The sequence below is a fragment of the Aeromonas sp. FDAARGOS 1409 genome (assembly GCF_019048705.1).
Classification (GTDB): Bacteria; Pseudomonadota; Gammaproteobacteria; order Enterobacterales; family Aeromonadaceae; genus Aeromonas; species Aeromonas sanarellii.
The window spans coordinates 1672595-1687500 of record NZ_CP077395.1 but is presented as its reverse complement, the minus strand read 5'-3'; the positions used below and the strand labels follow the sequence as shown (position 1 = coordinate 1687500).

General features: G+C 57.9%; 11 protein-coding genes (1 of these 11 cut by a window edge). All 11 read right to left on the bottom strand.

Annotation, left to right across the window (positions count from 1 at the left end; genetic code table 11):
* A protein-coding gene (gene tuf / locus I6L39_RS08020) for an elongation factor Tu (RefSeq protein ID WP_209795068.1) crosses the window boundary here: on the bottom strand, positions 1–480 show its start. It extends 705 nt beyond the left edge of the window; 480 of the gene's 1185 nt are visible here — the first part of the coding sequence; its start codon is at positions 478–480; the stop codon falls past the left edge of the window.
* A gap of 54 nt (positions 481–534) precedes the next feature.
* Positions 535–2640 carry an elongation factor G gene (gene fusA / locus I6L39_RS08015; RefSeq protein ID WP_042074448.1) on the bottom strand — a complete coding sequence of 702 codons (2106 nt, stop codon included), beginning with the start codon at positions 2638–2640 and terminating at the stop codon, positions 535–537.
* Between the two features lie 75 nt (positions 2641–2715).
* Positions 2716–3186 (bottom strand): 30S ribosomal protein S7, encoded by a 471-nt coding sequence (rpsG, locus tag I6L39_RS08010; RefSeq protein WP_042074449.1) that lies wholly within the window; start codon positions 3184–3186, stop codon positions 2716–2718.
* A gap of 93 nt (positions 3187–3279) precedes the next feature.
* Complete coding sequence (rpsL, locus tag I6L39_RS08005) at positions 3280–3654, bottom strand: 30S ribosomal protein S12 (protein ID WP_026456685.1); 375 nt, start codon at positions 3652–3654, stop codon at positions 3280–3282.
* Positions 3655–3836: 182 nt separating this feature from the next.
* Positions 3837–4115: a sulfurtransferase complex subunit TusB gene (gene tusB, locus I6L39_RS08000; RefSeq protein WP_209795071.1), complete on the bottom strand. Its 279-nt coding sequence runs from the start codon at positions 4113–4115 to the stop codon at positions 3837–3839.
* Positions 4116–4122: 7 nt separating this feature from the next.
* Positions 4123–4479, bottom strand: coding sequence for a sulfurtransferase complex subunit TusC (gene tusC / locus I6L39_RS07995; protein ID WP_216991501.1), 357 nt, complete (start codon positions 4477–4479; stop codon positions 4123–4125).
* Between the two features lie 8 nt (positions 4480–4487).
* Positions 4488–4880, bottom strand: a complete 393-nt coding sequence (tusD, locus tag I6L39_RS07990; protein ID WP_209795069.1) for a sulfurtransferase complex subunit TusD — start codon at positions 4878–4880, stop codon at positions 4488–4490.
* Positions 4881–4966: 86 nt separating this feature from the next.
* A complete protein-coding gene (locus tag I6L39_RS07985) occupies positions 4967–5347 on the bottom strand; it encodes a RidA family protein (RefSeq protein WP_042074462.1) in 381 nt (126 codons plus the stop codon).
* Positions 5348–5373: 26 nt separating this feature from the next.
* On the bottom strand, positions 5374–6090 hold the full coding sequence (locus tag I6L39_RS07980; protein ID WP_042074464.1) for a transcriptional regulator: 717 nt from the start codon (positions 6088–6090) through the stop codon (positions 5374–5376).
* A 196-nt stretch (positions 6091–6286) separates the two neighbouring features.
* The gene (gene rpoC, locus I6L39_RS07975) at positions 6287–10591 is read right to left on the bottom strand and encodes a DNA-directed RNA polymerase subunit beta' (RefSeq protein ID WP_042074468.1); all 4305 of its coding nucleotides are present in this window, start codon (positions 10589–10591) and stop codon (positions 6287–6289) included.
* Between the two features lie 91 nt (positions 10592–10682).
* Positions 10683–14711, bottom strand: a complete 4029-nt coding sequence (gene rpoB, locus I6L39_RS07970) for a DNA-directed RNA polymerase subunit beta (protein ID WP_042016253.1) — start codon at positions 14709–14711, stop codon at positions 10683–10685.
* Between the last annotated feature and the right edge of the window lie 195 nt (positions 14712–14906).

The following is a 14906-nucleotide window of genomic DNA, read 5'->3' as shown; positions in this document are numbered from 1 at the left end:
CTCGGACAGCAGTTCGCGAACTTCCATCTCGACCAGTTCCAGCAGCTCTTCGTCATCGACCATGTCGCACTTGTTCATGAACACGATGATGTACGGAACGCCTACCTGACGACCCAGCAGGATGTGCTCACGAGTCTGCGGCATCGGGCCGTCAGTCGCTGCTACTACCAGGATCGCGCCGTCCATCTGGGCAGCACCGGTGATCATGTTTTTAACGTAGTCGGCGTGACCCGGGCAATCTACGTGGGCGTAGTGGCGGGTAGCGGTGTCGTATTCTACGTGGGAGGTGTTGATGGTGATACCACGCTCACGCTCTTCCGGTGCCTTGTCGATCTGGTCGAAGGCGAAAGCTTTACCACCGAAGTGCTTGGCCAGCACGTTGGTGATGGCAGCGGTCAGGGTGGTTTTACCGTGGTCAACGTGGCCGATGGTGCCGACGTTTACGTGCGGTTTATTACGCTCAAATTTTTCTTTAGACACGACGTAGTCCTTCTAGGTTAAACCCGCCTACCGTCGTAGGCGGGGAATCTTAAATTACTTGGATTTGCGCTCTTCGATCACGGCCTGGGCGACGTTGGTCGGGGCATCGTGATACTTGGCGAATTCCATGGCGTAGGAAGCGCGACCCTGGGTAGCAGAACGCAGGGAGGTGGCGTAACCGAACATCTCGGCCAGCGGCACCAGAGCACGTACGATCTTGCCGGACGGGCCATCTTCCATGCCTTCGATCAGGCCGCGACGACGGTTCAGGTCACCGATCACGTCGCCCATGTAGTCTTCCGGAGTCTCGACTTCGACCTTCATGATCGGCTCGAGCAGAACCGGGTTGGCCTTCATGAAGCCAGCCTTGAACGCCAGGGAAGCAGCGATCTTGAACGCCAGTTCGGAAGAGTCGACATCGTGATAGGAACCGAAGTGCAGACGCACGCCCAGATCCATTACCGGATAACCTGCCAGCGGGCCGGACTTCAGCTGCTCGCGGATACCCTTGTCGACGCCCGGAATGAATTCGCCCGGAATCACGCCACCCTTGATGTCGTTGACGAATTCGTAGGCTTTACCTTCTTCCAGCGGGTACATGTCGATCACGACGTGACCGTACTGACCACGACCACCGGACTGCTTGGCATGCTTGCCTTCGATGTCCTTGACGGTGGTGCGGATGGTTTCACGGTAGGCAACCTGCGGCTTACCTACGTTCGCTTCTACCTTGAACTCGCGACGCATACGGTCAACGATGATATCCAGGTGCAGCTCACCCATACCGGCGATGATGGTTTGGCCAGATTCTTCGTCGGTCCATACACGGAAGGACGGATCTTCCTGAGCCAGACGGCCCAGAGCCAGACCCATCTTCTCCTGGTCAGCCTTGGATTTCGGCTCAACGGCGATGGAGATTACCGGCTCCGGGAATTCCATACGCTCCAGGATGATCGGGGCGTTTTCGTCACACAGGGTGTCACCGGTGGTGACGTCCTTCAGACCGATGGCTGCGGCGATGTCGCCCGCGCGAACTTCTTTGATCTCCTCACGCTTGTTGGCGTGCATCTGAACGATACGGCCAAAACGCTCGCGCTTCTCTTTGACGGAGTTCAGCACGGAGTCACCGGAGTTAACCACACCGGAGTAAACGCGGAAGAAGGTCAGGTTGCCCACGAACGGGTCGGTAGCAATCTTGAACGCCAGAGCAGAGAACGGCTCGTCATCGGAAGCGTGACGCTCGTCCTTGGTCTCGCCGTCCAGCTTCAGACCGTCGATAGCAGCAACGTCGGTCGGCGCCGGCAGGTACTCGACCACGGCATCCAGCATGGCCTGTACGCCCTTGTTCTTGAACGCGGAGCCACAGGTAACCAGGATGATTTCGTTGTTCAGAACGCGCTGACGAAGAGCCTTCTTGATCTCTTCTTCGGTCAGTTCTTCACCACCCAGGTATTTTTCCATCAGGTCTTCAGACGCTTCGGCAGCGGCTTCAACCAGGTTCATGCGCATTTCTTGCGCTTGTTCCAGCAGCTCGGCCGGCACGTCTTCGTAGTCGAAGGAAACGCCCTGGTCGGCTTCGCTCCAGTTGATGGCCTTCATCTTGACCAGGTCGATAACACCCTTGAAGTTCTCTTCTGAACCGATGTTCAGTTGCAGCGGAACCGGGTTGCCTTTCAGACGGGTCTTGATGTGCTCAACGCAGCGCAGGAAGTTGGCACCGGTACGGTCCATCTTGTTGACGAACGCGATACGGGGAACCTTGTACTTGTTAGCCTGACGCCATACGGTCTCAGACTGGGGCTGTACGCCACCTACGGCACAGTACACCATCACGGCGCCATCCAGAACACGCATGGAGCGCTCTACTTCGATAGTAAAGTCAACGTGGCCCGGGGTATCGATGATGTTGATACGGTGCGGTTGGAACTGTTTACCCATACCGGACCAGAAAGCGGTGGTCGCGGCGGAGGTGATGGTGATACCACGCTCTTGTTCCTGTTCCATCCAGTCCATGGTGGCAGCGCCATCGTGAACTTCACCGATCTTGTGACTTACGCCGGTGTAAAACAGGACGCGCTCGGTAGTAGTAGTCTTACCGGCGTCGATGTGAGCGGAGATACCGATGTTACGATAACGCTCAATGGGGGTTGTACGAGCCATTGTCATCCTCTTACTAGGGCACTTGTCCCCAGATAATTAAAGGTGCGCAGAGCCAGAAGACCCTGCGCAAGCGGATTACCAGCGGAAGTGAGCGAAGGCCTTGTTCGCTTCAGCCATACGGTGAACGTCTTCACGTTTCTTGACAGACGAACCCTTATTCTCAGCGGCATCCAGCAGCTCGCCAGCCAAACGCTGAGCCATTGATTTTTCACCACGTTTACGAGCGGCATCAACCAACCAGCGCATCGCCAGGGCGTTGCGACGTACCGGACGAACTTCTACCGGCACCTGATAGGTTGCACCACCGACGCGACGAGATTTAACCTCGACCGCCGGACGAATGTTGTCCAGAGCGACTTCGAACAGGGCCAGGTGCTCTTTGCCAGATTTGGTGGCAATGATGTCCAGGGCGCCATATACGATGGCTTCTGCAACAGATTTCTTACCGTCAACCATTACTACGTTGACAAATTTAGCCAGCAGCTCAGATCCGAACTTGGGATCCGGCAGGATTTTACGCTGACCAACAACACGACGTCTTGGCATTTCAAATTCTCCGTAACTTCAGGGGTTACCCAAAACTAGAAAGTTATCTAACTAGAAACGAATTAACGTTTGGCCTTACTTAACGGAGAACCATTAAGCTTTCGGACGCTTCACGCCGTACTTGGAGCGAGCCTGCTTACGGTCTTTAACACCGGCACAGTCCAACGCACCACGAACGGTGTGATAACGAACACCTGGCAAGTCCTTTACACGACCGCCACGGATCAGAACAACAGAGTGTTCCTGCAGGTTGTGACCTTCACCACCGATATAGGAGGTGACTTCGAAGCCGTTGGTCAGACGTACACGGCATACTTTACGCAGTGCAGAGTTAGGCTTCTTCGGGGTGGTGGTGTATACACGGGTGCATACGCCACGCTTCTGAGGGCACGCTTCCAACGCCGGCACGTTGCTTTTCACAACGAGCTTGGTGCGTGGCTTGCGAACCAACTGGTTAATAGTTGCCATCAAAAGGCTCCTGATAATGACTTCATAAACGTGTGAAAAATCCTCCCCGCAGATACGGGGACGCGAAATTTTATGCCCTGTTGTCTGGGGAGTCAAGATTTATACAATTTGTGCACCGAAATGCCAAATGACAGTCCGTTACCATTATGCTAAGCACCTGAGTTATATCGTGAAAACACAAACTAGCTGGCCCAGGTCTGCGGCGATCCATGTTCGGCGATCAGGCTGATCAAACCGGGCATGTCGAGTTCCATCCCGATCCCGGATGACAATCCCCTCGCCTGCAAGTCTTCCACCATGACATAGAGCGGGATGCCAGCCAGCCGTTCACGCCATGACGGCGCCACCGTGGCCACCACGGCGTCCTGCATCAGCACCAGCAGATCCTCTTCCCGACGATAGCGCAGCGCCTGTTCGAGATCCTGAGTCAGGAAGGGAGAGTTCAATACCACCTGTATCATGGGTACCTCAGAAGCAGATGTGAGTGGTGAAATCATCCCAGGAACGGCGGATCTCAGCGGGGGACAACAGGGTCACGGGGATCAGCAGATCCGCCACCGTCAGCCCGCGCTCGGCCAGCGACACCGTGCAGACGTAGACCTCCTCGATGTCATACAGTTCCAGCATCTTGAAGGTCGGGGCGTAGTGACGCTGCAGTGTCGCCTGGGGCGACTGCTCCTTCACCAGCTGCAATACGCCGTCTCCTATCAGGAAGAGGGCCAGAGACTCTGTCAGGGCCGAGGTCGCCAGCAGGGCATCCAGCCCCTCCCGACCGCTCGCCGTACCGTGAGGACCACGGCGACAGATAAAAGCTATCTTGGTCATGTCTCCCCCTAGAACTGGACGAAGCGATCGGCAGTCAGGCTGGCCTCGGCCAACTGGCCCAGGCCGCTCAGGCGAAACGGCACCTGCAGATTGAACTGGGATTTGCCTGCACTCTTCGCCTCCGTCTCGTCGATCACCCCACGTCGCATCGCCGCAGCCACGCACACATCGATGGCGATGCCTTGTGCCAGCGCCAATTCACGCCACAGCGCAACCAGATCGGTCTCATCGCTGGCCGGGGCATGCAGACCGTTGCCGTTGTGAACCCCATCCTGATAGAAAAACAGATGGGACAAACGGTGCCCCTGCTCGACCAGGCTCAGGGCAAAACGATAGGCAGTGCTGGCCGTCTGGGTACCATAGGCGGGCCCGGTGACCAGCAGCGCAAAATTCAGACTCATGTCCGGACTCCTGCAAGGGTATGCAACCATTCTACCTCATAGACAAAAAAGCCCCTCCTGGGAGGGGCTTCTGCCAATACAGAGGCTCAGAGATGAGCAATGGCTTCCACTTCGACCAGGACGTCCTTGGGCAGGCGCGCCACTTCCACGCAGGAGCGTGCCGGAGCGGACTCACCGAAGTAGCGGGCATACACCTGGTTGAAGGCCACGAAGTTGTTCATGTCGCTCAGGAAGCAGGTGGTCTTCAGCACCTTGCTGGTATCCGCCCCTGCAGCCTTCAATACTGCAACCAGATTCTTCATCACCTGTTCGGCCTGAGCTTCGATGCCACCGGCGACTATGTCCATGGTGGCAGGATCGAGCGGGATCTGCCCTGAGGTGAACACCAGCTCACCCAGCTTGGTCGCCTGAACATAAGGCCCAATTGCGGCTGGCGCCTTGTCGGTTGCAATCACTTCTTTAGCCATTGTTATCTATCCCCTATCTATGGCGCTTACTCGCTCTCTTCTTCACCCTGCTTGCGCTGTCGGATGTAGAGATACACGGTATGTTTGGAAATATTCAGCTTGTCGGCGACCAGATTGATCGAGTCCTTGATATCAAATATGCCCTTCTCGAACAACTGGGTCACGATAAAACGGTTCTTCGCGTTGTTGGCCACTGAGGGATCGCGGTTGATCTCGTCGATGGTGTTGTCCACCGTCTGGGCGACCAGCTCCTCGACACTGTTGGCGAAGGTCTCCGGCGATTGGCGCTCCACCTGCTGCGGGGTCGGGAAGAACTCGGCCACGAACTCGTGGAAGGGCGCATTGATGTGCAGGTTGATGCAGATAAGACCGATCACCTGCTTGTCGCGGTTGCGGATGGCGATGGTGCTCGATTTCATCAGGGCACCGGTCCGGCTGCGGGCAAAATAACTCTGGGTGTGATCCTGGCCCGTGCTCTCGATGTCCTTGAGCATGCGCAGGGCGAGATCGGTGATCGGCGCCCCCAGAGTACGACCCGTATTGAAACCATTCGCGATTTGGATCACGGACTCATGCAGATTTTCCAGGGAGTGGAGCACCACCTCGCAGTGCTTGCCGAACAGATCGGCCAGGCCATCGATGAGGCCCCCATATGAACGCAACAATTCCCTGTCTTCGTCTGTAAAAGCGCGACCGCTCAGTTGTTCTTCGGGAAGCAGTACTTCCTCGATACCGACAGCCATGTTCTACCCCTGTAATACCCATTCAACTTTCCCGAGTTTTCAATTGCGAGGGGTCAATGTCAACTTTTTTTGATTTTTTGCTCTATAACCTTGCACTGGATCATCCCCTGCCCCAGCCCGGTGCAGGCTGGCGGCCGGGGGCTGAACGAAAAAAGGGCCCCTAGAAGGGGCCCTTTTCGATCACTGCAGCGGAAGATTACTCTTCGTCAAAGCTGCCGGCTGCGTTGAGCAGATCCGCCAGATTTTGCTGAGCCTCATCGGCAGTCACCTGCGGTACACCGACAGCACGGGCTGCGGCTGCACGCTGGTTGATCCGGCTGTGGTGGTAGGCAAAGCCGGTACCCGCCGGGATCAGACGACCCACGATCACGTTCTCTTTCAGGCCACGCAGCTCGTCGCGCTTGCCACCAACGGCAGCTTCAGTCAGCACGCGGGTGGTTTCCTGGAAGGAAGCCGCGGAGATGAAGGACTCGGTGCTCAGAGATGCCTTGGTAATACCCATCAGGATGTGACGGTAGGTAGCCGGGGTCTTGCCTTCGGCAACCAGTTTACGGTTGGCAATCTTCACGCGCGCCACTTCAACCTGCTCGCCTTCGATCAGGTCGGTGTCGCCGGCGCTCAGGATCTCGCACTTGCGCAGCATCTGACGAACGATGACTTCGATGTGCTTGTCGTTGATCTTAACGCCCTGCAGACGGTAAACGTCCTGCACTTCGTTGGCGATGTAGTTGGCGACCGGGCTGATACCGCGCAGACGCAGGATGTCGTGAGCAGACTCAGGACCGTCCGCCAGGACTTCACCCTTCTCAACTTTTTCACCTTCGAACACGTTGAGGTGACGCCACTTCGGAATCATCTCTTCGTAGATCTCGCCACCGTCGGTCGGGGTGATGACCAGACGGCGCTTGCCCTTGGTCTCTTTCCCGAAGGAGATGGTGCCGGAGATTTCGGCCAGAATGGCCGGCTCTTTCGGTTGACGTGCTTCGAACAGATCCGCAACGCGCGGCAGACCACCGGTGATGTCCTTGGTACCACTGGACTCTTGCGGGATACGCGCAACAGCGTCACCCACGCCCACGTTGGCGCCATCTTCCAGGTTCACGATCGCCTTGCCCGGCAGGAAGTACTGGGCGGGAACGTCGGTGCCCGGGATCATCACATCCTTGCCGTTCAGGTCGACCAGTTTCACGGTCGGACGCATCTCTTTACCGGCGCTCGGACGCTCGTTGACGTCCAGCACGACGATGGAGGAGAGACCGGTCAGCTCGTCGGTCTGACGAGTGATGGTCACGCCGTCGATCATGTGTTCGAAGTGCAGACGACCTGCCACTTCGGTGATGATCGGGTGGGTGTGCGGGTCCCAGTTCGCGACGGTATCACCGGCGCTCACGGCCTGGCCATCCTTCACTTCCAGGACGGAACCGTAAGGCAGCTTGTGGCTTTCCTTGGTACGGCCCATCTCGTCCATGATGGTCAGCTCGGTAGAACGGGAGGTGATAACCAGCTTGTCAGAGTTGTTCAGAACAAACTTGGCGTTCTGCAGCTTGATGCTACCGGTGTTCTTCACCTGGATGCTGCTCTCGGCAGCCGCTCGGGATGCGGCACCACCGATGTGGAAGGTACGCATCGTCAGCTGGGTACCCGGCTCACCGATGGACTGGGCGGCAATAACACCGACAGCCTCACCCTTGTTAACCAGGTGACCACGGGCCAGATCACGGCCGTAGCAGTGAGCACAGTTACCGAAGTCAGTTTCACAGGTGATGGCGGAACGTACCTTCACGCGGTCGACGGAGTTGCGCTCCAGCAGGTCACACAGCTGCTCGTCGAGCAGGGTGTTGCGCGCTACCAGCACTTCATCCTCGGTACCCGGCTTGATGACGTCCTCGGCCACCACACGACCCAGCACGCGCTCACGCAGCGGCTCGACCACGTCGCCACCCTCGATCAGCGGAGTCATCCACAGACCGTCGGTAGTGCCGCAATCGTCCTCGGTGATCACCATGTCCTGGGCCACGTCAACCAGACGACGGGTCAGGTAACCGGAGTTCGCAGTCTTCAGTGCGGTATCCGCCAGACCCTTACGAGCACCGTGAGTGGAGATGAAGTACTGCAGTACGTTCAGACCTTCACGGAAGTTCGCCACGATCGGCGTTTCGATGATGGAACCATCCGGCTTCGCCATCAGGCCACGCATACCGGCCAGCTGACGGATCTGGGCGGCGGAACCCCGCGCACCGGAGTCGGCCATCATGAAGATGCTGTTGAAGGAGGCCTGCTCTTCCTCATCGCCCAGGGAGTTGACGTTACGCTCCTTGGAAAGGTTGTCCATCATGGCCTTGGAGACGCGATCGTTCGCGCTGGCCCAGATATCGATAACCTTGTTGTAGCGCTCGCCTGCGGTCACCAGACCGGACAGGAACTGGTCCTGGATCTCGGCGACTTCGGCTTCAGCGGCGGCGATGATGTCTTTCTTGGCATCCGGGATGACCATGTCATCGATACCAACGGACGCACCGGACAGGGCCGCGTAGTGGAAACCGGTATACATCAGCTGGTCAGCGAAGATGACGGTGTCCTTCAGGCCCTGCTTGCGATAGCAGGTGTTCAGCAGACGGGAGATGAGCTTCTTGCCCAGCGCCTTGTTGGAGACGCACTTGATCCAGTTCTGCGGGTTGGCGTCCAGGTCAGCCTGCTCTGCAGCAGTCAGTACCTTGGGCTCGTCGATCAGCGCGTATTCCATGCCTTTCGGCAGGATCAGGCTCAGGATCGCACGACCAACTGTGGTGTTCTTCATCTCGGTCTTGGCAACCAGCTCACCGGCTTCGTTCTTCACGTACTCGGTGATGCGGCACTTGACGCGCGCATGCAGGTCGGCCAGACCGGCACGGTAGACCTTCTCGGCCTCTTTCGGACCGGACAGCACCATACCTTCGCCCTTGGCGTTGATACGGGCACGGGTCATGTAGTACAGACCCAAGACCACGTCCTGGGAAGGAACGATGATCGGCTCACCGGAGGCGGGCGACAGGATGTTGTTGGTGGACATCATCAGGGCGCGCGCTTCCAGCTGGGCTTCCAGGGTCAGCGGTACGTGGACCGCCATTTGGTCACCGTCGAAGTCCGCGTTATAGGCGGCACAGACGAGCGGGTGCAGCTGGATGGCCTTGCCTTCGATCAGGGTCGGTTCAAACGCCTGGATACCCAGACGGTGCAGGGTCGGTGCACGGTTCAGCAGGACCGGGTGTTCGCGGATCACTTCGTCCAGGATGTCCCAAACGACGGCTTCTTCGCGCTCCACCATCTTCTTGGCGGCCTTAATGGTGGTCGCCAGACCGCGAGATTCCAGCTTACCGTAGATGAAGGGCTTGAACAGCTCCAGCGCCATCTTCTTCGGCAGACCGCACTGATGCAGACGCAGGGTCGGACCTACGGTGATAACGGAACGACCGGAGTAGTCGACACGTTTACCCAGCAGGTTCTGACGGAAACGACCTTGCTTACCCTTGATCATGTCGGCCAGGGATTTCAGCGGGCGCTTGTTGGAACCGGTAATGGCACGACCACGACGGCCGTTGTCCAGCAGGGCATCCACGGACTCTTGCAGCATGCGCTTTTCGTTGCGCACGATGATGTCCGGAGCCGCCAGATCCAGCAGACGCTTCAGTCGGTTGTTACGGTTGATCACGCGACGGTACAGATCGTTCAGATCGGAGGTCGCGAAACGGCCACCGTCCAGCGGTACCAGCGGACGCAGGTCCGGCGGCAGCACGGGCAGCACTGTCATGATCATCCACTCCGGCTTGTTGCCGGACTGCAGGAAGGCTTCCATCAGCTTCAGACGCTTGGTGGTCTTCTTGCGCTTGGTCTCGGAGTTGGTCTGATCCAGCTCCTCGCGCATGGCCTTGACTTCGCCTTCCAGATCGATGGCACGCAGCAGGGCCAGAATGGCCTCGGCCCCCATCTTGGCGTCGAATTCGTCGCCCCACTCTTCCAGTGCGTCCAGATAGTTCTCTTCGGACAGCATCTGGCTGCGCTCGAGGTTGGTCATGCCGGGTTCGATCACCACATAGGATTCGAAATACAGCACGCGCTCGATGTCACGCAGGGTCATGTCCAGCAGCAGACCGATACGGGACGGCAGGGACTTCAGGAACCAGATGTGGGCAGTCGGGCTGGCCAGCTCGATGTGGCCCATGCGCTCACGACGGACCTTGGTCTGGGTCACTTCTACGCCGCACTTCTCACAGATCACACCACGGTGTTTCAGGCGCTTGTACTTGCCGCACAGACACTCGTAGTCCTTCACCGGTCCGAAGATACGGGCGCAGAACAGACCATCACGCTCCGGCTTGAAAGTCCGGTAGTTGATGGTCTCAGGCTTTTTGACCTCACCGAATGACCAGGAGCGGATCATGTCAGGAGAGGCCAGACCGATCTTGATACTGTCAAACTCTTCGGTCTTGGTCTGAGCCTTCAAAAACTTGAGTAAGTCTTTCACGTGTTTCCCCTGTCAGGAGTCTAACCTCGGCGCCCCAGCTGTCGAAACAGCGGGGCGCCCACGTCAATTCTCGAACAATAAGAGCGAGCTCTTACTCTTCGTCCAGCTCGATGTTGATACCCAGAGAGCGGATTTCCTTCAGCAATACGTTGAAGGATTCGGGCATGCCCGGCTCCATACGGTGGTCGCCATCCACGATGTTCTTGTACATCTTGGTACGGCCGTTCACATCGTCAGACTTGACGGTCAGCATTTCCTGCAGGGTATATGCCGCACCGTAAGCCTCCAGGGCCCACACTTCCATCTCACCGAACCGCTGACCACCGAACTGCGCCTTACCACCCAGCGGCTGCTGGGTAACCAGGCTGTAGGAACCGGTAGAACGCGCGTGCATCTTGTCGTCTACCAGGTGGTTCAGCTTCAGCATGTACATGTAACCCACGGTGACCTTGCGCTCGAAGGCGTTGCCGGTACGACCGTCGTACAGGGAGATCTGACCGGATTCCGGCAGATCGGCCAGCTTCAGCAAGGCCTTGATTTCGCGCTCTTTGGCGCCATCAAAGACAGGTGTAGCCACCGGCAGACCCTTACGCAGGTTACCCACCAGGGTGCGCACGTCGTCGTCAGACAGCTCGGCGATGTTAACTTGCTGTGAGTCCTTCTCGCCCAGGTCATAGACCTGTTGCAGGAACTCGCGCATCTCGTGCAGCTCGCGCTGTTCTTTGATCATGCGATCGATCTTCTCGCCGATGCCCTTGGCCGCGAGGCCCAGGTGCACTTCGAGGATCTGACCGATGTTCATACGGGACGGTACACCCAGCGGGTTCAGTACGATGTCGACCGGACGGCCGTACTCGTCATGGGGCATGTCCTCGACCGGACAGATCTTGGAGATAACACCCTTGTTACCGTGACGGCCCGCCATCTTGTCACCCGGCTGGATGCGACGCTTGACGGCCAGATAGACCTTGACGATCTTCAGTACGCCCGGCGCCAGGTCATCGCCCTGGATGATCTTGCGACGCTTGTTCTCGAATTTCTTGTCGAACTCGGCCTTCAGCTCGACGTGCTGTTCGGCGATCTGCTCCAGCTCGATTTGCTTGGCTTCATCTTCGATGGCCAGTTCAAACCACTTGGAACGATCCAGCTTGTTCAGACGATCTTCGCTGTAACCGGCGGCCAGCAGCAGGTTGCGGGAACGGCCGAAAATGCCGTCTTCCAGGATCTTGAACTCTTCGGTCAAGTCCTTCTTCGCTTCCTTCAGCTGCATCTCTTCGATTTCTTTGGCGCGCTTGTCTTTTTCCACGCCATCGCGGGTAAAGACCTGCACGTCAACCACGGTACCGTACACACCGTTCGGCACGCGCAGGGAGGAGTCCTTCACGTCGGACGCCTTCTCGCCGAAGATGGCGCGCAGCAGCTTCTCTTCCGGGGTCAGCTGGGTTTCACCCTTGGGTGTTACCTTGCCGACCAGGATGTCGCCGCCCTTCACTTCCGCACCCACGTAGACGATACCGGACTCGTCCAGCTTGGACAGCGCGGCTTCACCCACGTTCGGGATGTCGGCAGTGATCTCTTCCGGACCCAGCTTGGTGTCGCGGGAGATACAGGCCAGTTCCTGGATGTGGATGGTGGTCAGGCGATCTTCCTGAACCACGCGTTCGTTCACCAGGATCGAGTCTTCGAAGTTGTAACCGTTCCACGGCATGAACGCGACGCGCAGGTTCTGGCCCAGCGCCAGTTCACCCAGGTCGGTGGACGGACCGTCAGCCAGCACGTCGCCCGCCATCACCGGTTCGCCCAACATCACGCACGGACGCTGGTTGATACAGGTGTTCTGGTTGGAACGGGTGTACTTGGTCAGGTTGTAGATGTCGATGCCGGCTTCGCCAGGCAGCAGCTCATCTTCGTTGACCTTGATAACGATACGGGAGGCATCGACGTAGTCGATCATGCCGCCACGCTTGGCCACCACGGTTACACCGGAGTCAACGGCCACGGCGCGTTCCATACCGGTACCTACCAGCGGCTTGTCGGCGCGCAGGGTTGGTACGGCCTGACGTTGCATGTTCGAACCCATCAGGGCTCGGTTAGCATCATCGTGCTCCAGGAAGGGGATCAGGGCCGCTGCCACAGAGACGATCTGTTGCGGGCTCACGTCCATATACTGGATCTGGTCAGCGTTCATAAAGGTGGATTCACCCTTGTGACGGCACGGGATCAGCTCATCTTTCAGACGGCCATCTTCGGTGGTCGCGGCGTTGGCCTGGGCGATCACGTACTTGCCTTCTTCGATCGCGGACAGGTAGTCCACTTCGTCGGTGATCACACCGTCGATCACCTTGCGGTACGGGGTCTCGAGGAAACCGTACTCGTTGGTGCGGGAGTACACGGACAGCGAGTTGATCAGACCGATGTTCGGACCTTCCGGCGTTTCGATGGGGCACAGACGGCCGTAGTGGGTCGGGTGTACGTCTCGAACTTCGAAGCCGGCACGCTCACGGGTCAGACCGCCCGGGCCCAGCGCGGAGATACGGCGCTTGTGGGTCACTTCGGACAGCGGGTTGTTCTGGTCCATGAACTGGGACAGCTGGCTGGAACCGAAGAACTCTTTGACCGCGGCGGAGATCGGCTTGGCGTTGATCAGATCCTGCGGCATCAGGGTGTCCAGATCGCCCAGAGACAGGCGTTCCTTCACCGCACGCTCGACACGGACCAGACCGACGCGGAACTGGTTCTCGGCCATTTCGCCGACGGAACGGATGCGACGGTTGCCCAGGTGGTCAATATCGTCCACTTCGTCGTTGCCGTTACGGATGTCGATCAGGCGCTTCATGACCTCGACGATGTCATCCTTGGTCAGCACGCCGACGCCGGTCTCGTCTTCACGACCCAGACGGCGGTTGAACTTCATCCGACCCACGGTAGACAGGTCGTAACGCTCGGAAGAGAAGAACAGGTTCTCGAACAGCTGTTCGGCCGCTTCGCGAGTGGGCGGCTCGCCCGGACGCATCATGCGATAGATCTCGACCAGGGCTTCCAGGCGGCTGGAGCTGGAGTCGATACGCAGGGTCTCGGACATGTAGGCACCGTGGTCCAGTTCGTTGGTGAACAGAACCTCGAAGTGCTTGAAGCCGGCTTGGGACAGGTTGGCTACCGCTTCCAGGCTCAGGGCCTGGTTGGCAGTGACAACCATTTCACCAGTCTGCGGGTGCGCGTAGTTCTTGGCAGCAACCTTGCCAACAACATACTCGACCGGCACCTCGATCTGGGTGATGCCATCTTTTTCCAACTGGCGGATGTGACGCGCGGTGACACGACGACCGGTCTCGACCACCACGGCGCCATTGGCAATGATGTCGAAGGTCGCGGTTTCGCCACGCAGGCGCTCGGGCACCAGATCCATCATTAACTTGCCATCCTTGACCTCGAAACCGATAGTCTCGAAGAAGGTGGCCAGGATTTCTTCGGAGCTGAAGTCCAGGGCGCGCAGAATAATGGAGGCCGGCAGTTTACGACGACGGTCGATACGGACAAACAGGTTGTCTTTCGCATCGAACTCGAAGTCCAGCCAGGAGCCACGGTAGGGGATAACGCGGGCGTTATACAGTACCTTACCGGATGAATGTGTTTTGCCTTTATCGTGGTCGAAGAAGACGCCCGGGCTGCGGTGCAGCTGGGAGACGATAACCCGCTCGGTACCATTGATGACAAAGGTGCCGTTTTCGGTCATGAGCGGAATTTCGCCCATGTATACTTCTTGTTCCTTGATATCTTTGACGGTGCCGGCAGCTGCTTCACGGTCGTACAGAACCATACGAAGCTTGACACGCAGCGGCGCGGAGTAGGTCACTCCACGGATCTGGCATTCTTTTACGTCAAATACCGGCTCACCCAGGCGATAGCTGACATACTGAAGCTCAGCACTACCGGAGTAACTGGTGATCGGGAAAACGCTACGGAAAGCGGCCTCTAGGCCATATTCACCTTCCGGGTCGGCCTCGATGAACTGCTTGAAGGAGTCCAGCTGAATGGACAACAGATAAGGCGTGTCCAGTACCTGGTCTCGCTTACCGAAGTCCTTACGAATGCGTTTTTTTTCGGTATAAGAGTAAACCATAGGGTTCCTCAGCTCGCTGATAAGTGACCCACTCTGTCCCGCGGGACAGCTCTGTCTCAACACCGTTTTGTGTTGGCCCGGACGATGAAGCGGTCCGGATTGCTGGTGCACCGAGAGTCGTAAACGGTGTGAAATGCTCTCAGTCTACAGCGCAAAAAGGCTGGTGAACAAACATTCACCAGCCCTAGCCTGTTT

Bases quoted from the DNA above. Each gene is read 5' to 3' on its own strand.
- fusA (WP_042074448.1), bottom strand. From the start codon at position 2,640: ATGGCTCGTACAACCCCCATTGAGCGTTATCGTAACATCGGTATCTCC.
- rpsG (WP_042074449.1), bottom strand. From the start codon at position 3,186: ATGCCAAGACGTCGTGTTGTTGGTCAGCGTAAAATCCTGCCGGATCCC.
- rpsL (WP_026456685.1), bottom strand. From the start codon at position 3,654: ATGGCAACTATTAACCAGTTGGTTCGCAAGCCACGCACCAAGCTCGTT.
- tusB (WP_209795071.1), bottom strand. From the start codon at position 4,115: ATGATACAGGTGGTATTGAACTCTCCCTTCCTGACTCAGGATCTCGAA.
- tusC (WP_216991501.1), bottom strand. From the start codon at position 4,479: ATGACCAAGATAGCTTTTATCTGTCGCCGTGGTCCTCACGGTACGGCG.
- tusD (WP_209795069.1), bottom strand. From the start codon at position 4,880: ATGAGTCTGAATTTTGCGCTGCTGGTCACCGGGCCCGCCTATGGTACC.
- I6L39_RS07985 (WP_042074462.1), bottom strand. From the start codon at position 5,347: ATGGCTAAAGAAGTGATTGCAACCGACAAGGCGCCAGCCGCAATTGGG.
- I6L39_RS07980 (WP_042074464.1), bottom strand. From the start codon at position 6,090: ATGGCTGTCGGTATCGAGGAAGTACTGCTTCCCGAAGAACAACTGAGC.
- rpoB (WP_042016253.1), bottom strand. From the start codon at position 14,711: ATGGTTTACTCTTATACCGAAAAAAAACGCATTCGTAAGGACTTCGGT.